Source organism: Paenibacillus sp. FSL R7-0189 (assembly GCF_037969925.1).
Lineage (GTDB): Bacteria > Bacillota > Bacilli > Paenibacillales > Paenibacillaceae > Paenibacillus_AQ > Paenibacillus_AQ odorifer.
The window spans coordinates 2,932,200-2,953,549 of sequence record NZ_CP150223.1 but is presented as its reverse complement, the minus strand read 5'-3'; the positions used below and the strand labels follow the sequence as shown (position 1 = coordinate 2,953,549).

Below are 21,350 nucleotides of genomic sequence, written 5' to 3'. Positions count from 1 at the left end.
TATATTCCACATTTATATCATTTGCTACTCCAATTGCATGTCTTCTACGCTAATATTCACTGTCTTGACACGGGGAAGTCCGGCCTTCTGATCCTCAAAGATCTGATCGTTATAAACTGCCTTAAACCGGATCAAATTGCTGTTGTTGTCTATTACAATATCATTATCTTTCCCTACAGCTGTTCCCCGTACAGCATTTATAGTAAGATTCCCCTTTGCAAAGAATCCTCCACTAAGCGAGAAAATAGATCCTACACCATATAAATCTGCATCCGAGTCTGTATAGAAAAAAGCATCTAACTTAGTAGGAGTGTTACTGAAGGCAGCCAATCGATTAATAAGTATTGGCCCACGGGAGATCAATACTAGTTCCTTACCATCCAAGCCTTGAAGTGTTGCATCTTCCACCAATGTAGTATGTTCGGGAATTCCATTAATTGTCGAGGGTTCTTTAAATACAAACATAGTGGAATCAATTAGAACGTTCCCCCGAATTTCCACCTTTCCAGTCACCAAAATATTAGCACTTATCTGCACTGGTTTTTCATTACCGTAATTATCAATGATTAGATTTCCGTCTACAATGAACCACTTACGAGATAATGTTGAGTTTTTGTCATTTACTAAATATAAAATACCCGGAAAGTCACCACTGCCGTCCAGATCCAAATCTCCTTTATAAATAACTGATTTGGTTGGATGCTTTATAATGTTTACTTTTTCATTGTATTCCCCCATCTCCTCAACAAAGTCCTCCTGAGCCTCAAGCGAATCATCCATAAGAACTGGTTTGATCAAGTCAACCTGGTCAATAGCATCAAAATTATAAAGATTCATACCTGCTAAATAAGATGCTAGTTCGCCTTCAGCAAGCTTATTCCTAATCGTAGTTCTGTCAGCCCCCGCCCCTATTGCTTCCGCTACTTTATCCACAAATGAACCCTCAACATTAACTTCTACAAACGTTCGACGGTTTCTAATTCCCACCTTATCTTGAGGGATTTTTCCTGTCATAGAGGTTGCTTTAGTAATTTCAGAAGCCTTCAACTCACTTTTGCCTTCCTCTCGATATATCAGCTTATCAAGAGATTGAACATGCGCCTCACCATCTATTTCAAAGGGACTTGATACAAGTGTATGGAATTTCTTCTTATAGGTGTACTCAGCCTTGTCGCTGATAATCAGTGTATCTCCTGCGTAAATATTCCCAATAATTAAAGGTGCTCCATTAATCGTAAGATTCTTTTCTGACCCTATGGTGTATTTAAGAAAATCCGGGAAAGTATCTATAAACACCCTTTGCTTAAGGTTACGCTTGACCCCGTTAACTTCAGCCTCCGAGTTGATAGTAACTATGTATTGGACCAACTTTCCAGTTCCAATCGTTCCCTCTATTGCATATGTAACTCCATTTATCTTCCCACTTGCGTTTGCCAAACCAGTACTTGTTTTAAGCCCTGCCGAAAGTGTGTCTGGAAGTGTGGTTGGAAGTGTTTCTAAAAACTTCTTTATAGACTGATCCAAGTCTTCTTGACTCATATCTACATTACTTTCTATCTTTTTATTTAAGCTCGATGTAATATACGCCACAGCCTCATCAAGCGTTTTTTCAGCTAAGTGTAGACTTTGCACATCATTTTTACGCGTCTCCGTCCGTTGTGCACCGCCCACTGTAGCACTAAGTACACTCAGACCGAGAATAGTAAGAATCAGTACAATGAACATGACCAGTACAAGTGCCGAGCCTCTCTCTTCCTTTAAGCATTGCAAACTAGTATGAGCTATTCTGACGCGGGTAGACCGTGATGATTGTCCTGTCATTGTGTGATTCCTCCTAAAAACCAAATTTGCTCACCATCTCCATATCATATGTCCTTCCATCGTAATGCTGAGTTAGAAGTAGTTTTATATCGACTAGTCCGCTTCTACAAGATACATTAACATTGCAACCCGTACCATTAGAATTGGTAGAAACAACCGTAGAACCAGAAAGATCAGAATGAATTGAGGTACGAGGATCGTTTATGACACTATTAATGGTAAGTGTAGTAATGCCACCTTCCCCGCCCTCAGAAGTAACAAATTGAATAGTTCGCGTAGATATCACACCATCTGAATCCTTTATCAAATTCAATCCATCTGTCGTATTCTCCACTCTAGTAGGCCCAAATACATATAATTCATTAATGATAGATGACATAATCAAATCTGCTTCCTCACGAAGTGAGTTCTCAATCGTTATTTTATGATAGCTGCGAAAACCGAACATCATCACCATAGAAATCATTCCTGCAACCAAAGCGAAGAGGGTAATCGCGGCGATCATCTCAATCAGTGTGAAGCCCTGCTGGTATTTTAGGCGGTCAGCGAATCTTCTCATCCGTAATATATCCCTCCACCACCGTAGTATAAGCTGTTCCACCAGGCCCACCATTACCACTAACTTCAACCTCGACAGGGATAAGATAAGGTGCCATCTCGCTCTTGCGGGTATCTACCCCTCCACCACTGTTCTTTCCATCCTGCATCTCCTGATGTAATTGAAACTGGTAACGAATATTAATCTCATATTTAATGTTGTTAACGACTGGACTTAATACATCTGGTAAGGCTCCACCATTTACAAAAATATTGCTATAAACACACGTTAAATTCGTCGTGCACTCAGAAGCCCTAATCATGGGCAGTTCCCCACCTGCATCTACAATCTTCTTATGCTCTAATGGATCTGTTACAAAAAAATTACTCATTTCCTCAAAATCCTGCTTCTCCACATAAAACAGTGCATTCCGCGCCAGATTGACCATAATCGTTTTGTTCTGGTTCGATTTAGAGTAACTCATGGCGTTAGTAAAGTAAGACGTAAGCACCAGTGAAACTATCGATAAAATTACAATAGCTGCCAGCACTTCGATTAATGTAAATCCTTTTTCCTGCTTTAGACCCGGTTTCATCCTACTTTCCGCCTCTCGCCTATGAAAATACTTTTCGTATTTGCACGTTTTTCCTAAATTTTCTACTTCCATTATATTCTCTCATATCCAGCTACAGCAATCCTCAAAACCCTTATAATTCAGATATTTCTACAATATCTCTCCCTTTTGGTCTATGCTATGATTTGGAAAGAGAGGAGATGAATGAAATGGCTTTAATAGAGTGCAAATTTTATTCTGAAGTACTAGGTTTGAATACCTCAATGACTGTAATTTTGCCGCAAAAAACAACTACACAAATCGGGATGAGTAATGTAACAAGAGGTGATCTTCACCCTACTTTGTATTTACTGCATGGCTTGTCTGACGATGATTCGATCTGGCTGCGCCGGACTTCCATAGAACGGTATGTAGCGGAGATGGGGATAGCTGTGGTAATGCCAAATGTGCACCGCAGTTTCTACACAGATATGGCCATGGGGGGCCGTTATTGGACCTTCATTAGTGAGGAGTTGCCGATGCTGGCGCGCTCATTTTTCCCGCTTTCCGATAAACGCGAGGAGAACTTTGTAGCCGGGTTGTCGATGGGTGGTTATGGAGCGATTAAGCTGGGACTGCGTAAACCGGAATCTTTTGCAGCAGCAGCGAGTTTGTCTGGAGCACTTGATATGGCGCATAATTTCTTGAACGGGGAAGGTGCTACCACTAAAAGCAAAGAATACGAAATGATCTTCGGAAAAGAAGATACCGCTGGAACGCCGGAAGACCTTCTTTGGCTGCTTGAGGAAGTGAACCGCTCCACGGGACCAAAACCAGCGTTGTATCAATGCTGTGGCACAGAAGATTTCCTATATACCGATAACTTGAGATTCCGCGATGCCTGCCAGGCAACCTCACTTTCTTTAACCTATGAAGAAGGTCCGGGGACACATGAATGGGGATACTGGGATGCCAAAATCCGCGATGTGCTGGCATGGCTACCTTTAAGAAGTAACTAGCTGTACTTAATAGACCACAAAAAGATGCAGCCATAAGCTGCACCTTAATATCTGTTCTACTCAGATTGCCCTCTTCGGAGGGTTCTTCTCGCTTAATTGCTTACCGTCCTTATAAGAACGCCGAAGGCAATTATGCTTGTTTGGTGATATTTTTAAATAATCCAGTCTGTTCTGTGATTCCTTTTTCAGCAGCAAATCTTTCAATACTCGATGCACCAAAGAATCCATCTATGCCTTCTGTCCGTTCAATTACGTACGCCGCATCTTCCGGCTCTGCAATCGGTCCACCGTGACAAATCACCATAATATCTGGATTTACTGCTTTCCCTGCTTTAATAATCGCTTCGATTCTTTCTACACAATCATCCAATGTCAGTGCGGTCTTAGCTCCAATTGTACCTTTGGTAGTCAAGCCCATATGTGCCACTAAAATATCTGCGCCCGCTTCTGCCATAGCTTTTGCTTGCTCAGGATCAAATACATAAGGAGTGGTGAGCATATCCAATTCATGCGCAGCTCTAATCATATCTACTTCTAAACCATATCCCATGCCGGTCTCTTCTAGATTCTGTCTGAATACGCCATCGATCAAACCTACGGTTGGGAAGTTTTGTACGCCGCTAAAACCTTGTTCCTTAAGTTGTTTTAAATAAACCGCCATTACTCTAAATGGATCTGTTCCGCATACGCCTGCCAATACAGGGGTGTTTTTTACAACAGGCAATACCTCAGAGCCCATTTCGACTACTATTTGGTTGGCATCCCCATAAGATAATAACCCCGCCAGTGATCCACGGCCTGCCATTCTGTATCTTCCTGAATTATAAACAATCAGCATATCTGCTCCGCCAGCTTCACTGCTTTTCGCAGTAATTCCTGTGCCGGCTCCCACGCCTAAAAGAATCTTTCCATTTGCCACTTCTTCCCTAAACTTCGCCATGATTTCAGTTCTTGTATTTTTGTTCATGTGTAACGCCTCCATTTAAATATTTATTTATCTTATAAAAGCCTTATTTGCTCATGAGATCTATTAGCTTCTGCGCTGCTGCTTCTGCAAACTCCACATCATTAATGGCACAATCCATTTCGATAACCTCGACAACATTTCTGTTTACACCATTTCTTAAGGTATCAAATAACATTTGATCTTCCTCTACGCCATAAAAAGCTTCCCCTGCAACATCAATGCCAGATATCCCTTTAAGCGGCAGCATTAACACCGTTTTCTCTTTGGCCATATTTAATTTCTCGACAAGCTTTTTGCCGATGGCTTCATTTTCTTCTACTGTTGTTCTCATCAGAGTAACTGTTGGATTGTGTTTATAAAACTTATGTCCAGCAAATTTGGCTGGTACCGTATCATAAGGGCCAAAGTTGCACATATCAAGCGCGCCTACCGAGACAACCTGTGGAATATGATGTTTACCAGCAGCTTCTAACCGGTGAGGTCCTGCATTCAGCACGCCGCCAATAATTTCGTCCGCCCACTCTGTTGTTGTCAGATCCAATACGCCTTCAATAAAACCAGCCTCGATTAATGCTTCCATGGACTGGCCACCTACACCTGTTGCATGGAATACAAGCACTTCATAGCCTCTAGTCTCAAGATAGTTACGGGCTGCCGTCACACAGGGAGTTGTTACCCCAAACATTGTTGTAGCTACTAATGGTTTTTTCTCTATCACTTGTTTATTCTCAAATTTAAGCATACCGGCGATGGCGAAAGCTGCATTAGTAAAAATCTTTGTTGAAATAGAGTTCAGCCCGGCAACATCCACTACAGATGGCATCATGACAATATCACTAGTGCCTACATATGGAGCAGTATTCCCTGAAGCTACGGTCGAAACCATCACTTTAGGTACACCAATAGGTAATGCCCGCATACCCGGTGTTACAAGTGAAGTGCCTCCAGTGCCCCCAAAGGAGATAATTCCATCAAATTTGCCTTGCTTATATAATTCAGGTACTAATTTTTCCATACCTTTGGCTAATAATTCTGTTGCTAGTGCTCTATCTTTTTTGGCAACGAGCTCATCTATACTTACACCCGCGGCTGCTGCTACTTCTCTATTAGAGATATCCGGTGTAAACGTGGGCTCAAACACACCTGTATGAATTGTAAACGTACCCAGCTCCAAGCTTTCCAGTAAATTTTTAATGTAGAGATATTCTTCACCCTTGGTGTCAAAAGTTCCGGCAATAGCAATCGTCTTCATTTCTTCAACCTCCTCCTCAAATATCTGCAACAAGAAATATAAGGATAATGTATAGTGTGAAACTTATGCTTTCTTATATTTCAAAAAAAAGCATGATCAACTTATGAGTTAATCATACTTCTTTGATTTATGGATGAAAACGCTTTTATGTCTTATGTTTTTGTGTTTATGTTAGATTTATATTGTTTTGGAGAGAACCCTTTATACTTCTTGAACATTTTACTAAACTGCGCATAATCCTGGTATCCAACTAATGGCGCTAGCTCAGATAACTGGATATGGTCTCTATGTAATATTTCCGCCGCCTTATCCATCCGAAATTGCACGAGATACGTTTGAAAGCTACAGCCTACTTTTTTGGTAAACAAACTGCTCAAGTAACTTCGGGATACATGTGCCACCTTAGCTAAATCTGCAAACAAGATCTCATTCCTATAATTTTGAGCTACGTATTCTTTTACAAATTCAACATAATCATAGTGCTTTGTGATGCCATCTAACATTTTGACCATAAAATCATCTTCATCCAGCGTCCCCGACACTTTAAAAGCTTTGGTTATATTCGTAATGGACTTCTCCGATGGAATTCTTTCAAAAGCAGAGCCTCCGATATATCCCATCAAGTTTTGATTATTGCTGTACATATATTGCACATCAATTGGCGTTTTCACCGGACCACCGTAAACCAGCTTAATTAAATCTGGCTTTAGCTCATTGCATGTATTAAATATCTTGTCCGCTTTAACCTTGGCAGCTTCCAGAGAGAATACTTTTTTAGCGCCTAATAACCCGCCTTCTGTTAGACCTAGATGGGCACAAATAATATCCGCTCCAGCCTCAATCATCTGTGCTGCCTGGATTTCGTCAAATACAAAAGCAATGGTAAACAAATTCTTCTCATGGGCTATTCTTATGGCTTCTACTTCAAGTAGATAACCATTCCCCTCTTCTTCGAGCGCTTCTCCAAATTGACCATCTATTAAACCAACCGTGGGGTAATTATTAATGCCGGCGAAGCCTCTATTCTTTATTTCACTTATATAGGATTCCATATCTTTGGTCGGATCAGTTGCATTGAGGCCGAAAATAATAGGGATATCTCTGACCAACGGTATGATCTCTCTAGATGCAAAGTCCATCACCATATCATTGCTATTACAAAATGGTAAAATACCAGCGAGAGAGCTCCTCCCCATCTGGCGAAATTTACCCGAGTTTAACATCAGAATAAAATCAGCTCCACCTTGCTTCGCATACTTTGCCGTTATACCAGCACCGGTGGCTACTCCAATAATATGATTGCCTACTTTTAATTCCGATCTAAGCTCGTCTAGGATTTGCTTTCTGTTCATATCTACGAACCCTCCTATCCTAACCTAAGGATAACCGTAAAGAACACTGCTAATCCAGTCATAGTTCATTTAGTTAATAAAAAAAATCCCGCCTGACACCTATAAAGGTCTGAGGCGAGATTTGATATTAATACGGTTTACAATATAGCATCCCCGTGTTGTACAACCCATTCATTAGCTTCGTGCAATGCCAGCTCTGCGCGTTCAATTGCAGCCTTCACCTGCACGGTGGCTGTGCCGCCATAAACGTTACGAGCGTTAACTACAGCTTCCGGTTGAAGAACAGCATAGATATTCTCGTCGAAAAGCGGCGAGAATTGCTTGAACTCTTCCAGGGTCAAATCCAACAAGAATTTGCCTTCGTTGATGCAGTAGAGTACCGTTTTCCCGATTACCTCATGCGCTTGGCGGAAAGGAAGCCCCTTGCCTACCAAGAAGTCGGCGATATCCGTTGCATTCGAGAAATCCGTGTTCACCGCTTCACGCATACGACCTTTGTTCACCTTCATAGTGGAGATCATCGGCGCGAACAATTGTAGTGCGCCAGTCAGCGTAGTAACCGTATCGAACATGCCTTCTTTGTCTTCCTGCATATCCTTGTTGTACGCCAGTGGCAATGATTTCAGCACCGTCAGCAAACCAATCAGGTTGCCGTAAACGCGGCCTGTTTTGCCCCGTACCAGTTCTGGTACGTCAGGGTTCTTCTTCTGCGGCATAATGCTGCTGCCTGTGCAGAAAGCATCATCCAGTTCTACAAAGCTGAACTCTGTGCTGCTCCACAGCACCAGTTCCTCACTGAGTCTGGATAGATGTGTCATGATAAGGGAAGCATTCGCCAAGAACTCCACGATGAAATCGCGGTCGCTGACAGCATCCAGACTGTTCTCATACACACTGTCAAAACCCAGTTGTTCTGCTACAAAATGACGGTCAATCGGGAAGGTCGTTCCAGCAAGCGCTCCTGCTCCGAGTGGCAGCACGTTGATCCGTTTGTAGCTGTCCGTCAGACGTTCTGCATCGCGGCGGAACATCGATACGTAAGCCAGCAAGTGATGAGCAAACAGGATCGGCTGTGCCCGTTGCAAATGCGTATAACCAGGGATAATGGTCTCCACATTGTCTTTTGCCTGTTCGATCAAAGCTTCCTGCAGCTCATGCAACAAACTAACTAGCTCAACTACACGACCACGTAAGTAAAGGTGCATGTCCGTCGCCACTTGATCGTTACGGCTACGTCCTGTGTGCAGCTTACCGCCAACTGGACCGATTTCCTCGATCAGATGTTTTTCAATATTCATATGGATGTCTTCATCCGATACTGAGAAAACAACCTCTCCAGCATTAACCTTGTCCAGCACTTTGTTCAGACCTTGTTTGATTGTTTCCACGTCTTCTTGTGGAAGGATTCCGCATTTGCCCAGCATCGTGACATGTGCCAGACTGCCTTGCACATCCTCTTTGGCCAAAGCCTTATCAAAGCCAATGGAAGCCGTATATTCCTCCACCAGCTTGTTCGTTCCTTTAGTAAACCGTCCGCCCCAAAGCTTGCTCACCTGTTGTTTCCTCCTCTTGGACGCCAGAGGGCCGCTCCTATCCTGACGGGAGGAACGGCCTTCGGGGTTGCCCGTTTAAGTATATGTTATCGTACTATTTAGAAGCTCCATTTACACCTGTAGAAACTTTAAGGCGCAAAGCGTTCAAGTGGATAAAACCAGTGGCATCCCCTTGATCATAAGCTTGTGTAGGATCAGCTTCCATCGTTGCAATCTCAGGGTTGTATAGGCTGACTGGGCTCTTCACTCCAGCGCCAATGATATTGCCTTTGTACAGTTTAAGACGAACAGTACCCGTTACATTTTGTTGGCTTTGCGTCACAAGAGCCTGCAGTGCAATACGTTCTGGAGCGAACCAGAAACCGTTATACACCAAAGTGCTGTAACGGGTGATCAGGCTGTCACGCAGGTTCATAACTTCACGGTCCATCGTGATGGACTCCATTTTGCGATGAGCGACAAAGAGGATCGTTCCACCTGGAGTCTCATACACCCCACGGCTCTTCATGCCGACAAAACGGTTCTCAACCATATCCACACGCCCGATACCGTGTTTACCACCTAGATCATTCAGTTTCTCCATAACTTGAAGTGGGGATAAGGATTCACCATTCAGGGCTACGCAGTCTCCCTTAACGAATTCGAGCTCCAAATATTCCGCTTCATCTGGAGCATCCTCAGGAGCGTTGCTCAGCAGGAACATTCCTTTGTTCTCTGGTGCACTTGGATCGAACCAAGGATCTTCCAATACGCCGCTCTCATAGCTGATATGCAGCAGGTTACGGTCCATCGAATACGGCTTCGCCGCAGAGGCTTGTACCGGAATATCATTAGCTTCCGCATAAGCGATCATTTCCGCACGACCTGGGAATTGATTGCGGAACTCTTCCAGACGCCAAGGTGCAATCACCTTGATGTTCGGAGCCAATGCAGCTACGCCAAGCTCGAAACGGACTTGGTCGTTCCCTTTGCCTGTCGCGCCGTGCGCAATAGCCGTTGCTCCTTCAGCGATGGCGATATCTACCATGCGCTTAGCGATCAATGGACGAGCAATACTAGTTCCGAGCAAGTATTGGCCTTCATAAAGGGCGCCAGATTGGAACATCGGGTAGATGAAATCGCTAGCGAACTCATCGCGCAGGTCGTCAATGTATACTTTCGAAGCGCCGGTTGCTAGTGCTTTTTCCTCCAGGCCGTCGAGCTCTTCTTTTTGGCCGATATCGGCTGTGAAGGCGATGATCTCCGCGTCATAAGTTTCTTTAAGCCATTTCAAAATAACGGATGTATCCAATCCGCCGGAATAGGCGAGTACAATTTTTTCTTTAGCCATGGTGTGGCAACTTCCTTTCGTGTGGGCTATATAAATTAAAATAAACGTGCCTTTGCCAGCACTCTGACGATAAATCGCAATTACACTGAATATTTGGACTTCCGGTCGCTGTTATCATCAGATTTCTTTTATTTCAAACCGCATTGTGCGGATGAAATCTGATGATAAAGGCGAACGCTACGCTCCTACAGTTCCAAAAATTCCGCTCCATTACTCCATCGTCCAAAGTCTAACTTCGCCCAACATTAATTCAATTTATATAGTGATTTATATTTTATATTTTTTAAATTCCTTAACTCATCAACGCAGCCATTAAAGCTTTTTGCGCATGCAGGCGGTTCTCAGCCTGATCAAAGATCACCGAGTTAGGGCCGTCAATCACGCCTGTGCTGACCTCTTCCTCACGGTGGGCTGGCAGACAGTGCAGGAAGAGATAATCGCTCTTAGCGCCTTTTACAAGCTCCTCATTGACCTGATAGTCCTTGAATGCCGCTTCACGTGCCTTTTGCTCCTCCTCGAAGCCCATACTCGCCCATACATCTGTATAGATGACGTCAGCGTCTTGTACAGCTTCTTGCGGGCTGCGAGTGACCACAATCTTCGCTCCGGTTTCTTTAGCGATCTCACGAGCTTCTGCGACAACCGCTGCATCTGGCTCATAACCTTCCGGTCCGGCGATAGATACGTCCACGCCCAGCTTAGCTCCGCCAATCATTAAGGAATGCGCCATATTGTTGCCATCGCCGATGTAAGCCAGCTTCAGGCCTTTGAGCTTTCCTTTGTGCTCATAAATCGTTTGATAATCCGCCAGCACTTGGCAAGGATGTGCCAGGTCACTAAGACCGTTGATTACGGGAATAGAAGCATAACGAGCGAGATCTTCAACCTTATCATGGCCGAAGGTACGGATCATAATTCCATCGAGATAACGCGACATTACTTGCGCTGTATCACCAACAGTTTCTCCGCGTCCAAGCTGGATATCATTTTTGCTCAAGAATAGGGCATGCCCTCCCAGCTGATACATTCCAACTTCAAACGACACACGCGTACGTGTAGAGGATTTTTCAAAAATAAGACCAATCGTTTTCCCCTTCAGCGGCTGAAATTCTTCGCCATTTTTCTGCTTCTTCTTCAGCTCAATCGCCGATTCAATCAGATACGTAATTTCCTCCGGGCTGTAATCGTTCAGCTCCAGTAAATCACGGCCTTTCAGTTGCTGCGCAATGGTGTGTTTGTTACTCTGTACGCCCTGACTCATGAGCTTACCTCCCCGTTTGCTTGTTTAGCATAAGTATGAATGAGTTCGCATAGGATGTCCACCGCTTGGTCGATCTCCTCTTTGCTTACATATAGATTTGGCAGCAGACGAAGAACATTAGGACCGGCTGTCACGAACAACAGGCCTTTCTTTTGTCCAGCCAGTACAATATCGCCTACTGGGGATTGACATTCAATCCCGATCAACAGCCCTTTACCACGGATATCCTTCACAAAAGAACAGTCCGCCAGCTTCTCTTTCAAAAGGCCTGTCAGGTACTTACCCATATCTTCGGCGCGCTGTGGAAGCTCATCTTCCAGCATCGTCTCAATCGTCGCTGCCATAACAGCTGTTGCTAGCGGTGTTCCCCCGAAGGTGGACGCATGGCTGCCCGCTGTGAAGGCTTCACGCAAATATCCTTTGCCAAGCATTAAACCTGCCGGGAACCCACTAGCAATCCCCTTTGCCAAGGTGAAAATATCCGGTTCAATTCCATAATGCTGATGAGCGAACAGCTTGCCTGTACGTCCCATACCTGTCTGTACTTCATCTACAATCAGAAGCAATCCGTGTTTCTTACACAAGGCCACTACAGCGTTCAAGAACTCAGGTTCTACCTCAAGCACGCCACCCTCTGCAAGTACCATCTCCAGCATGATAGCAGCTGTATGATCTCCGATAGCAGCTTCTAACGCTGGGAGATCATGCAAGGGTACGGTCTTGAAACCTGCTGGAAGCGGCAGGAAGCCTTCTTTTACCTTTTGCTGGCCTGTAGCTGTTAGTGTTGCCAGTGTACGTCCATGGAAGGATTGTTCGAATGTGATAACCTCATAACGGTCGACACCTTTAATCTTCTGATGGTAACGGCGGGCCAGCTTAATAGCAGCCTCATTCGCTTCTGCCCCGCTATTGCAGAAAAATACTTGATCAGCGCAGCTATTCTCTGTCAGAAGGTTGGCAACTTTATCTTGTCCCGGAATATGGAACAGATTCGAGACATGCCAGAGCGTATCAATCTGATCCTTCAGCTTAGCGCCGACTTTTTCAGGAGCATGACCTAGACTGGTCACAGCCAATCCACTGGTGAAATCCAGATACTTATTGCCTTTATCATCCCATACCCAGGTACCCTTGCCTTTAACTAAGCTGATATCATATCTGGCGTAAGAAGGGAACACTGCACTCAGCTTGCCTGCTGCAACATCCGGTGTACCTGATCCTACTGTATCGGTCTGCTGTGCCCCTGCTTGCGAATCCAACTCCGCTTGTGTAAGCTTGCTCATTCTAAGTCACTCTCCCATCGGCTGCTCCTGTGAACAGGCTGCGCCTCTAATTTGTATTCATCTATGATTCTACGAACGAATAATACGTGTACCTATCGCTTCACCTTGCAGTACTCGACTAAGCACCCGCGGTTCTTTTCCATCCACAATGATAACCTCTGATACGCTGCCCTGAATGCAATCTATAGCTGCCCGCACTTTAGGGATCATGCCACCGTAGATTTCTCCACTTTCGATCAAGGCTTCAATTTCCTGTACAGTAACGAAGGGAAGCACAATCTTTTCACCTTCCACTGTACTCATGATGCCTGGCACATCTGTGACGACGATCATTTTGGGAGACTCCACATAGGAAGCAACTGCCCCTGCTGCCGTATCTGCGTTAATATTGTAGCGCTGACCTGCTGCATCTACTCCGATAGGTGCAATGACAGGAATATAACCCATCCCAACAATACCAGTTACGATCTCAGCCTTAACTTCCGTTACTTCTCCTACCAAACCTACTTCGGCGCTGTTCGCCACTGGTTTAGCAAGGATCATATTCCCATCGATGCCCGAAAGCCCCAGAGCTAGACCGCCGCTCCCTTGAATTCGCCGGACAATCGCCTTGTTTATACTCCCTGCCAGGGTCATCTCTACAACATCTAGTACTTCCTCGGTGGTTACTCGCAGGCCATTCACAAAGCTGCTTTCAATGCCCAGTTTCGCTAGATTCTCAGAAATGGCTGGCCCTCCACCATGAACAATTACTGGCTGAATGCCCTCCTCCTGCAAATCTCGCAAATCCTCAAAAAAAGAATCAGGTAGAGCCGCAAGTGTACTGCCGCCGCATTTCATTACAAACAATCCACTACCATCTAAAACATCTATAAGTTCAAGCTCGCTATTTAGCGTCATATAATCGGTATCCTTCCCTTATGGGCTTAACACGCCATAAATTAAGTGCGATATGCAGCGTTAATACGCACATAATCGTAAGTTAGGTCACAGCCCCAAGCCGTTGCTTTTCCGCTTCCATCATGCAGATCTACAGTGATCAGCACAGTTTCACTTTTTTGCAAATAGGCCAAAGCCTTTTCCTCGTCAAAAGCAACTGGCTTCGAGTGCAAAAGCACCTCAATATCCCCTAACGAAATGTTCACATGCTCCGGCGATACCGGAACACCCGCGCGTCCAACCGCAGCAATAATCCGCCCCCAGTTCGCATCCGCTCCAAAAATAGCAGATTTCACTAGACTAGAACCAACCACTGTCTTGGCAATCGCTGCCGCCGCCTCATCATGAACAGCACCATTCACTTGAACCTCAATCAGGTGAGTTGCACCTTCGCCATCTCGAGCAATCGCTTTGGCAAGCGTCTGGCACACATAAGTGAATCCAGCAGCAAAAGCGTCCCAATCCGGATGCAGCCGTGTCAGCTTCTCATTACCGGCAAGCCCACTCGCCATCGACACTAACATATCATTGGTGCTAGTATCTCCATCGACTGTAATCATATTAAAAGTAACATTCGTAGCTGAACGTAAAAGACTAAGTAAATCCTCCGCTGCAATATCAGCATCCGTGGTCATAAAGCCAAGCATGGTAGCCATGTTAGGATGGATCATCCCTGAGCCCTTTGCAGCTCCGGCAATTGTAACTTCTACACCGCCAATGAGCACCTTCACGGCGATCTCTTTTTTAACTAAATCAGTGGTAAGTATAGCTTGGCAGAATTCTTCCGCGCCAATAGCTCCTCCGTCCAGCTTCTCTGGTATTGCAGTAATTCCGCTACGTACGCAATCCATCTTCAACAGTTCACCGATAACTCCAGTCGAAGCAACTGCCACATCATTAACGGCCACACCTAAATGCTTAGCCGCAGCAGCGCGCATCTCATAAGCATCTGCTTCACCTTGTTCGCCTGTGCAGGCATTGGCATTCCCGCTGTTCACGATAACCGCCTGCAATACTCCGTTCGAAAGGCTTTCCCGAGTCACTTTCAGCGGAGCCGCCTGAAAAACATTCGTCGTATACACAGCCGCAGCCGTTGCCGGAACTTCACACAGAATCACTCCGAGATCGTTGCGATCTGTTTTTTTCAATCCACAATGCAATCCTCCGGACTTAAAACCCTTAGGTGAAGTGATGCTTCCACCCTCCAAGGTGGTAAATAACTCAATCTCGCTCATATTATTTGTACCGCTGATCCTTATGGATACACAGGTGTGTAGCCGAGGCCAAGGGTTTCCTCCCATCCCATCATCAAATTAAGGTTCTGTATTGCCTGCCCTGCCGCACCTTTTACAACATTATCAATGACGGAGACTATGGTCACCCGCCCTGTACGAGTATCTGTTGCAAATCCGATATCACAATAATTAGAGCCGCTAACTTCTTTTGTCGCCGGAATCACACCTACATCACGCACCCGCACATATGGCCGGCCCGCATAATATTCACGGTATAAATTCACAAAATCCTGCTCCGTATAATTGTCCTTCATCCCTGCATACATCGTACTCATAATTCCCCGGCTCATCGGCACGAGATGTGTGGTGAACGTTACCGTTACCTTTTCTCCAGCAACCTCTGTTAGTGTCTGCTCAATTTCTGGTATATGTTGATGCTTATTGATTTTATAAGCTTTAAAGTTCTCATTAATCTCTGCATAATGCACCATCAGGCTTGTTCCGCGTCCTGCTCCAGTAACTCCTGATTTCGCATCAATAATAATACTGTCGTGTTTAATCCAACCTGCCTGAATTGCAGGAATTAGTCCAAGAAGTGTAGCTGTAGGATAACAGCCTGGATTAGATATAAAATCTACCCCAGCCGCACGCTCTCCAAACACCTCGCAAAGTCCGTATACAGCCTGCTCTAGATATTCATCAGCCGGAGCGGGATGTTTATACCAGTGCTCATACTCTGCACCATCCTTCAATCGGAAATCACCGGACAGATCCACGACCTTAAGTCCAGCTTCCAGCAGCTGCGGTACCAGCTTTGCGCTCACACCCGACGGCGTCGCCGTAAATACCACATCCGCCCGCTCAGCCATCTGAGCCGGGTCAACGCCATCCAGCCTTCGATCAATGATCCCCGTCAAATGCGGAAAACCTTCCTCTATAGCATCCCCTGCACTTGATGAGGAAATTACCGAAGTAATCTCTACCTTAGGATGACTTTGTAGCAGCCGAATCAGCTCTACGCCCCCATAACCCGTTGATCCAACAATCGCCGCTCTCAGCTTGCCTTCCACTGTCATCCCCACTTCCTGCTTATCATGAATTATAATAAATAATATAATGCATACCGTCTTAGAAATATGTATTATTATACGACTCAATTAATATAAATACAACACATAGTGTTAACTTTCTTTATTCCTAAATATAATTGTATTTACAAAAAAAGAGAAGCATAGCTTCTCCTTGAGGAGAAATTACACTTCTCTTTTAAACCCTTCACCCAGTACCTCATGCGCCTCAGTTATAATCACAAAAGCACTAGTATCTACCGATTGAACAATCGCTTTTAATCTGGAAACCTCATTCTGGCCTACTACAACCATCAACACCGTACGCTCATCACCAGTATAACCGCCATGTGCATCCAGCTTCGTCAGACCCCGATCCAGATCATTCAAAATCGCCTCAGATATTTCTTCCGTCTTGTCCGAGATTATGTAAGCCACCTTTGTATAACGGAAGCCTACCTCTATCGCATTAATGGCCTTACCTGTAACAAACAGACCGATCAGTGCATATAGTGCTTGTTCCATACCGAGTATAAAAGCAGCCAGCACAATGACCGTCCCGTCCAGCAGCACTACGGAAATCGAGAAGCTGAGACCGGATATCTTTTGAATAATCTGCGCCAAAATAGTAAGTCCACCTGTCGAGCCCCGTCCGCGGAACACAAGACCTAACCCCACCCCCACACAGATACCGCCATAAATGGAAGCTAAGAGTGGATTGGTGGTAGGTGCAGGCAAATCTTTTGTCAACAAGATAAAGAGCGGCAACACAAAGCTCCCAAGCAGCGAGCGAACTCCGTATTGTTTACCCAAGAAGATTACCCCGAGTACAAACAACGGAATATTAAGCGCCCACTGCGTAAATGCCGGTTCAGCCCCAAACCAAGCTTCAGCCAATACAGACAGACCAGATACACCACCAGAAGCAATATGATTAGGCAGAAAAAAAAGATTAAACCCCAGCGCTGTAACTAGCGATCCGAGCAAAATTAACATCGTATCCACCACATGTCGGAGTGGCCCATTCAGAGGAATCAGTGGGGGTTTATTACGTGAATTGACTTTTTGCATTTCAAAGGCTCTCCTTAAAGTGTCATCTTGCTCTACGAAAGAAGAAACGGCCATCCCATCCTAATCCATGAATGGTATCCGTTTCCCCGAAACTCTCTTTTATTCTGCCTCAATCTTGATCTGGCTACGCAAGTAACCATCAATGAATGCATCAATATCTCCGTCCATCACAGCGCCAACATTCCCCGTTTCCACGGAAGTACGGTGATCCTTAACCATGTTATACGGATGGAATACATAGGAACGGATCTGACTGCCCCAAGCAATATCGGATTGCTCACCGCGAATCTCATCCAAATGCTGCTGTTGCTCTTGCAGTTTGCGCTCATATAGCTTGGAACGCAGCATTTTCATCGCTTGTTCGCGGTTTTTGATCTGTGAACGTTCGTTCTGACAGGTTACCACCACACCCGTAGGTAAGTGAGTAATCCGTACCGCGGAGTCTGTGGTATTAATATGCTGTCCACCGGCGCCACTTGCACGATACGTATCGATCTTAAGATCCTCCGTACGAATCTCAACCTCTACATCATCGGCAATTTCCGGAACGACATCACAGGATACAAAAGAAGTATGTCTTCTGCCCGAAGAGTCAAACGGAGAAATCCGTACTAGCCGATGTACACCTTTTTCAGCTTTCAGATATCCGTAGGCGTTGAAGCCTTTAATAAGTAGTGTGACACTCTTAATTCCCGCTTCATCACCCGGTAAGTAGTCCAGCACCTCAACCTTGAATCCACGTTTTTCAGCCCAACGAGTATACATCCGCAGCAGCATCTGGCCCCAGTCTTGGGATTCCGTACCGCCCGCACCCGGATGGAGCTCAAGAATAGCATTCAGCTTGTCATACGGCTGGTTAAGTAGCAATTGCAGCTCGAATTCATCCACTTTGCTGCCTAAACTGCTGATCGTCTCTCCAATCTCTGCCGCAAGATCTTCATCGCCCTCTTCATCCGCAAGCTCCGCCATCATCGCAGCATCGTCGTATTCTTGTTGTAGCTTCTCGTATTGATCCACGGACGATTTCACGGCATTCATCTCGCCAATCACGCTCTGTGCCTGCTCTGAATTATCCCAGAAGCCGGGAGCAGCCATCTTTTCTTCAAAGTTCGAGATCATCTCTTGCTTAAGATCTAAGTCAAAGAGACCCCCTAAGGTCAGTTAGTTTCTTGCCTATTTCACGCAGATCCTGCTTTACATTTGGTTCTATCATAGGTCACTTCACCTTTCAAAATTGGTTGTTACGGTCTTCGCTATTGGAAAGTAAGTAATGAGTGAATGTTCAGCCATTCCGAGAAGGATTGGACTTCCGATCGCTGTTGTTTCCAGATTCCTTGAATTGATAACCGCATAGCGGTTGGAATCCCGAAACAAAGGCGAACACTCCGTTTCTCCAGTTCCAAACCTTCTCTCCATTCCACATTCACTCAAAGTGCTAAATATCCAAAAAAAGCGACTGGGCCGTAAACGGGGGATACCCCCGGGCCCAGCCGCTCTTTATGGTTAGTATACCCATAGAGATCAGGGTTAAAGACTTACATCTTCAACACCTGAATATGAGCGTTACTAAACGTTTGTCTTATGCGTTTTGACCGTGGCAGTTCTTGTACTTCTTGCCGCTTCCGCAAGGGCAAAGATCATTACGACCAGCCGCAGCCTCAACATGTACCGGACGTTTCTCAGCAGGTTCGCTGTTAGTGGAAATTTTATTTTCCTCTACAACGGATTGACGCTCCTGATTTGTCTCGATGTGAGCCTTCATAATATAAGTAGCTACTTCTTCTTGAATCGTAGCCGTCATAGTATTAAACATTTCGAAACCTTCGAATTGATACTCGCGAAGTGGATCTGTACCACCGTAAGCACGCAGGTGAATCCCTTGACGCAATTGATCCATCGCATCGATATGATCCATCCACTTGCTGTCCACGGAGCGCAGCACAATTACCTTCTCGAATTCACGTACCAATTCTGAACCCAGGCGTTCTTCACGAGCAGCATATTTCTCAAGTACACGTTCGAAGATGTACTCAATGATCTCTTCTGCTTCCTTGCCCCACAGAATATCGCGAGTCAAAGCACCTTCTTCAAGCAGCTTGCTGTTTACGTAATCAGCAACTTCTTGCAGCTCCCAGTTCTCAGGAATATCGTCACTGCAGTGTGCGTGAACAATACGTTCAATAACCGGCTTGATCATTTCAAGCACGATATCTTTAATATTTTCAGACTCCAGAATCTCACGGCGTTGTTTATAAATAATTTCACGCTGTTGATTCATAACGTCATCATATTGCAATACGACTTTACGAATATCAAAGTTATTACCTTCAACACGTTTCTGAGCAGATTCCACAGCACGCGTAATCATGCGGCTCTCAATCGGCTGATCTTCCTCAAACCCAAGGCGATCCATCATACTCAAAACGTTGTCAGCGCCGAAACGCTTCATCAACTCATCACCAAGGGACAAGTAGAATTGTGTAGAACCTGGGTCCCCTTGACGACCCGCACGACCACGCAGCTGGTTATCAATCCGGCGTGATTCATGACGCTCTGTACCAATGATATGCAGACCTCCAAGATCTGTCACGCCTTCGCCCAGAACGATATCTGTACCCCGACCAGCCATGTTGGTAGCAATCGTAACTGTACCTGGCTGACCTGCATGTGTAATGATTTCAGCTTCCGCAGCATGATGTTTCGCGTTAAGCACTTGGTGTCTAACGCCTTTGCGCTTCAGCATTTCAGATACGAGCTCTGAATTCTCAATCGACACTGTACCAACAAGTACAGGTTGGTTCTTTTTATGACGCTCTACAATTTCTGCCACAACAGCGTTGAACTTACCGTTCTCACTCTTGTAGACGACATCTGGCATATCTACGCGCTGATTCGGTTTATTCGTAGGAACTTGAAGAACTTCAAGACCATAAATCTTCTTGAACTCTTCTTCCTCAGTTTTAGCTGTACCTGTCATACCACCCAATTTGCGATACATACGGAAATAGTTCTGGAAAGTAATCGTAGCAAGCGTCATGCTCTCATTCTGTACTTCGATTTCTTCCTTCGCTTCAATCGCTTGGTGCAAACCGTCACTATAACGACGGCCTGACATTAAACGTCCCGTAAATTCATCAACAATAACGACCTCACCCTCGTTAACAACGTAGTCTACGTCACGACGCATAATTACGTTTGCTTTCAGGGCTTGGACGATATGGTGATTCAAGGTTACATGACTGTGATCATACAAGTTCTCAATACCAAAAGCGCGTTCAGCAGTAGCTACACCTTTTTCAGTCAAGGCTACGGACTTCACTTTGATATCAACTGTGTAGTCTTCTTCAGCTTTAAGCTTTTTCACAAAACGGTCTGCTGCAAAGTACAATTCAGTAGACTTCTCAGCTTGTCCGGAAATAATAAGAGGTGTACGTGCTTCATCAATAAGAATGGAGTCCACTTCATCAATAATACAGAAATAAAGAGGGCGCTGAACCATTTGTTCTTTATAAAGCACCATGTTGTCACGCAAATAATCGAAACCAAATTCGTTGTTCGTGCCATACGTAATATCGCAGGCGTAAGCATCTTGTTTATCAGCATGGTCCATACCGCTTAGGTTAACCCCAACCGTCATGCCCAGGAAGTTATAGATTTGTGCCATTTGTGCGCTGTCGCGCTGAGCCAAATAGTCATTGACCGTTACAACGTGTACGCCTTTACCAAGCAAAGCATTCAAGTACACCGGCAATGTTCCTACTAGAGTCTTACCTTCACCAGTCTTCATCTCGGAGATTCGGCCTTCATGCAGAGCCATACCACCAATTAACTGTACATCAAAATGCCGCATGCCAAGCGTCCGTTTGGAAGCTTCACGTACGGTTGCAAACGCCTCAGGAAGAATTTCTTCCAAGGTTTCGCCTTTCTCAATACGGGCGCGGAACTCTTCCGTCTTAGCTTTTAAAGCTTCATCGGATAGTGCTACAAATTCCGGCTCCAATCCATTAATTACATCGACTGTCTTCATGAGACGTTTAACGTCACGATCGTTTGTGTCTCCGAATATTTTCTTTACAAGTCCTAGCATGGTTAACCCCTTTCATGCAACA

Annotated in this window: 17 protein-coding genes; 1 reads left to right on the top strand and 16 read right to left on the bottom strand. The window is 45.0% G+C overall.

Features of this window, described 5'->3' with window-relative positions; all coding sequences use genetic code 11:
* Positions 1–24 precede the first annotated feature (24 nt).
* Genes MKY63_RS12725 through MKY63_RS12715 form a run of 3 tightly spaced genes read right to left on the bottom strand, consistent with a single transcriptional unit; the run spans position 25 to position 2,954 of the window.
* A complete protein-coding gene (locus MKY63_RS12725) occupies positions 25–1,821 on the bottom strand; it encodes a hypothetical protein (protein WP_339813134.1) in 1,797 nt (598 codons plus the stop codon).
* A gap of 13 nt (positions 1,822–1,834) precedes the next feature.
* Entirely contained in the window at positions 1,835–2,380 is a 546-nt protein-coding gene (locus tag MKY63_RS12720) for a prepilin-type N-terminal cleavage/methylation domain-containing protein (protein ID WP_051491026.1), read from the bottom strand.
* Positions 2,364–2,954: a type II secretion system protein gene (locus MKY63_RS12715; protein ID WP_036678533.1), complete on the bottom strand. Its 591-nt coding sequence runs from the start codon at positions 2,952–2,954 to the stop codon at positions 2,364–2,366. The genes MKY63_RS12720 and MKY63_RS12715 overlap by 17 nt, the downstream gene beginning before the upstream one ends.
* 188 nt (positions 2,955–3,142) lie before the next feature.
* Here MKY63_RS12715 and MKY63_RS12710 point away from each other — a divergent pair, with 188 nt between their 5' ends.
* A complete protein-coding gene (locus MKY63_RS12710) occupies positions 3,143–3,931 on the top strand; it encodes an alpha/beta hydrolase family protein (protein ID WP_036678530.1) in 789 nt (262 codons plus the stop codon).
* 130 nt (positions 3,932–4,061) lie between these two features.
* Here MKY63_RS12710 and MKY63_RS12705 read toward each other — a convergent pair whose 3' ends face one another.
* The 13 genes from MKY63_RS12705 to secA all read right to left on the bottom strand — a co-directional run bounded on the left by MKY63_RS12705 (position 4,062) and on the right by secA (position 21,328).
* A complete protein-coding gene (locus tag MKY63_RS12705; protein ID WP_036678527.1) occupies positions 4,062–4,898 on the bottom strand; it encodes a phosphoenolpyruvate hydrolase family protein in 837 nt (278 codons plus the stop codon).
* 43 nt (positions 4,899–4,941) lie between these two features.
* Entirely contained in the window at positions 4,942–6,150 is a 1,209-nt protein-coding gene (locus MKY63_RS12700) for a Tm-1-like ATP-binding domain-containing protein (protein WP_036678525.1), read from the bottom strand.
* Positions 6,151–6,302: 152 nt separating this feature from the next.
* Positions 6,303–7,502, bottom strand: coding sequence for a phosphoenolpyruvate hydrolase family protein (locus MKY63_RS12695; protein WP_339813128.1), 1,200 nt, complete (start codon positions 7,500–7,502; stop codon positions 6,303–6,305).
* 137 nt (positions 7,503–7,639) lie between these two features.
* The gene (gene argH / locus MKY63_RS12690; RefSeq protein WP_036678523.1) at positions 7,640–9,055 is read right to left on the bottom strand and encodes an argininosuccinate lyase; all 1,416 of its coding nucleotides are present in this window, start codon (positions 9,053–9,055) and stop codon (positions 7,640–7,642) included.
* A 94-nt stretch (positions 9,056–9,149) separates the two neighbouring features.
* A complete protein-coding gene (locus tag MKY63_RS12685; protein WP_036678522.1) occupies positions 9,150–10,385 on the bottom strand; it encodes an argininosuccinate synthase in 1,236 nt (411 codons plus the stop codon).
* 292 nt (positions 10,386–10,677) lie between these two features.
* Positions 10,678–11,646 (bottom strand): ornithine carbamoyltransferase, encoded by a 969-nt coding sequence (gene argF, locus MKY63_RS12680; protein ID WP_076144657.1) that lies wholly within the window; start codon positions 11,644–11,646, stop codon positions 10,678–10,680.
* Complete coding sequence (locus MKY63_RS12675; RefSeq protein ID WP_339813122.1) at positions 11,643–12,929, bottom strand: acetylornithine transaminase; 1,287 nt, start codon at positions 12,927–12,929, stop codon at positions 11,643–11,645. Before MKY63_RS12675 ends, argF begins: the two co-directional genes overlap by 4 nt.
* 69 nt (positions 12,930–12,998) lie before the next feature.
* Positions 12,999–13,829 carry an acetylglutamate kinase gene (argB, locus tag MKY63_RS12670; RefSeq protein WP_339813120.1) on the bottom strand — a complete coding sequence of 277 codons (831 nt, stop codon included), beginning with the start codon at positions 13,827–13,829 and terminating at the stop codon, positions 12,999–13,001.
* 41 nt (positions 13,830–13,870) lie between these two features.
* Positions 13,871–15,103 carry a bifunctional ornithine acetyltransferase/N-acetylglutamate synthase gene (argJ, locus tag MKY63_RS12665; protein WP_339813117.1) on the bottom strand — a complete coding sequence of 411 codons (1,233 nt, stop codon included), beginning with the start codon at positions 15,101–15,103 and terminating at the stop codon, positions 13,871–13,873.
* Positions 15,104–15,123: 20 nt separating this feature from the next.
* Positions 15,124–16,173 (bottom strand): N-acetyl-gamma-glutamyl-phosphate reductase, encoded by a 1,050-nt coding sequence (gene argC / locus MKY63_RS12660; RefSeq protein ID WP_339813517.1) that lies wholly within the window; start codon positions 16,171–16,173, stop codon positions 15,124–15,126.
* A 183-nt stretch (positions 16,174–16,356) separates the two neighbouring features.
* The gene (locus MKY63_RS12655; protein ID WP_036678511.1) at positions 16,357–17,241 is read right to left on the bottom strand and encodes a YitT family protein; all 885 of its coding nucleotides are present in this window, start codon (positions 17,239–17,241) and stop codon (positions 16,357–16,359) included.
* A gap of 99 nt (positions 17,242–17,340) precedes the next feature.
* Positions 17,341–18,454, bottom strand: a protein-coding gene (prfB, locus tag MKY63_RS12650; RefSeq protein ID WP_339813115.1) for a peptide chain release factor 2 whose coding sequence is annotated in 2 segments (ribosomal slippage) — positions 17,341–18,381 and positions 18,383–18,454 — 1,113 coding nt in all. Because the reading frame shifts where the segments join, the coding sequence is not laid out codon by codon here.
* A 366-nt stretch (positions 18,455–18,820) separates the two neighbouring features.
* Positions 18,821–21,328 carry a preprotein translocase subunit SecA gene (secA, locus tag MKY63_RS12645; RefSeq protein ID WP_076107034.1) on the bottom strand — a complete coding sequence of 836 codons (2,508 nt, stop codon included), beginning with the start codon at positions 21,326–21,328 and terminating at the stop codon, positions 18,821–18,823.
* Positions 21,329–21,350 lie beyond the last annotated feature (22 nt).

Excerpts from the sequence above, each read along its gene's own strand:
- MKY63_RS12725 (WP_339813134.1), bottom strand. The coding sequence starts at position 1,821 with ATGACAGGACAATCATCACGGTCTACCCGCGTCAGAATAGCTCATACT.
- MKY63_RS12720 (WP_051491026.1), bottom strand. The coding sequence starts at position 2,380 with ATGAGAAGATTCGCTGACCGCCTAAAATACCAGCAGGGCTTCACACTG.
- MKY63_RS12715 (WP_036678533.1), bottom strand. The coding sequence starts at position 2,954 with ATGAAACCGGGTCTAAAGCAGGAAAAAGGATTTACATTAATCGAAGTG.
- MKY63_RS12710 (WP_036678530.1), top strand. The coding sequence starts at position 3,143 with ATGGCTTTAATAGAGTGCAAATTTTATTCTGAAGTACTAGGTTTGAAT.
- MKY63_RS12705 (WP_036678527.1), bottom strand. The coding sequence starts at position 4,898 with ATGAACAAAAATACAAGAACTGAAATCATGGCGAAGTTTAGGGAAGAA.
- MKY63_RS12700 (WP_036678525.1), bottom strand. The coding sequence starts at position 6,150 with ATGAAGACGATTGCTATTGCCGGAACTTTTGACACCAAGGGTGAAGAA.
- MKY63_RS12695 (WP_339813128.1), bottom strand. The coding sequence starts at position 7,502 with ATGAACAGAAAGCAAATCCTAGACGAGCTTAGATCGGAATTAAAAGTA.
- MKY63_RS12685 (WP_036678522.1), bottom strand. The coding sequence starts at position 10,385 with ATGGCTAAAGAAAAAATTGTACTCGCCTATTCCGGCGGATTGGATACA.
- argF (WP_076144657.1), bottom strand. The coding sequence starts at position 11,646 with ATGAGTCAGGGCGTACAGAGTAACAAACACACCATTGCGCAGCAACTG.
- MKY63_RS12675 (WP_339813122.1), bottom strand. The coding sequence starts at position 12,929 with ATGAGCAAGCTTACACAAGCGGAGTTGGATTCGCAAGCAGGGGCACAG.
- argB (WP_339813120.1), bottom strand. The coding sequence starts at position 13,829 with ATGACGCTAAATAGCGAGCTTGAACTTATAGATGTTTTAGATGGTAGT.
- argJ (WP_339813117.1), bottom strand. The coding sequence starts at position 15,103 with ATGAGCGAGATTGAGTTATTTACCACCTTGGAGGGTGGAAGCATCACT.
- MKY63_RS12655 (WP_036678511.1), bottom strand. The coding sequence starts at position 17,241 with ATGCAAAAAGTCAATTCACGTAATAAACCCCCACTGATTCCTCTGAAT.
- secA (WP_076107034.1), bottom strand. The coding sequence starts at position 21,328 with ATGCTAGGACTTGTAAAGAAAATATTCGGAGACACAAACGATCGTGAC.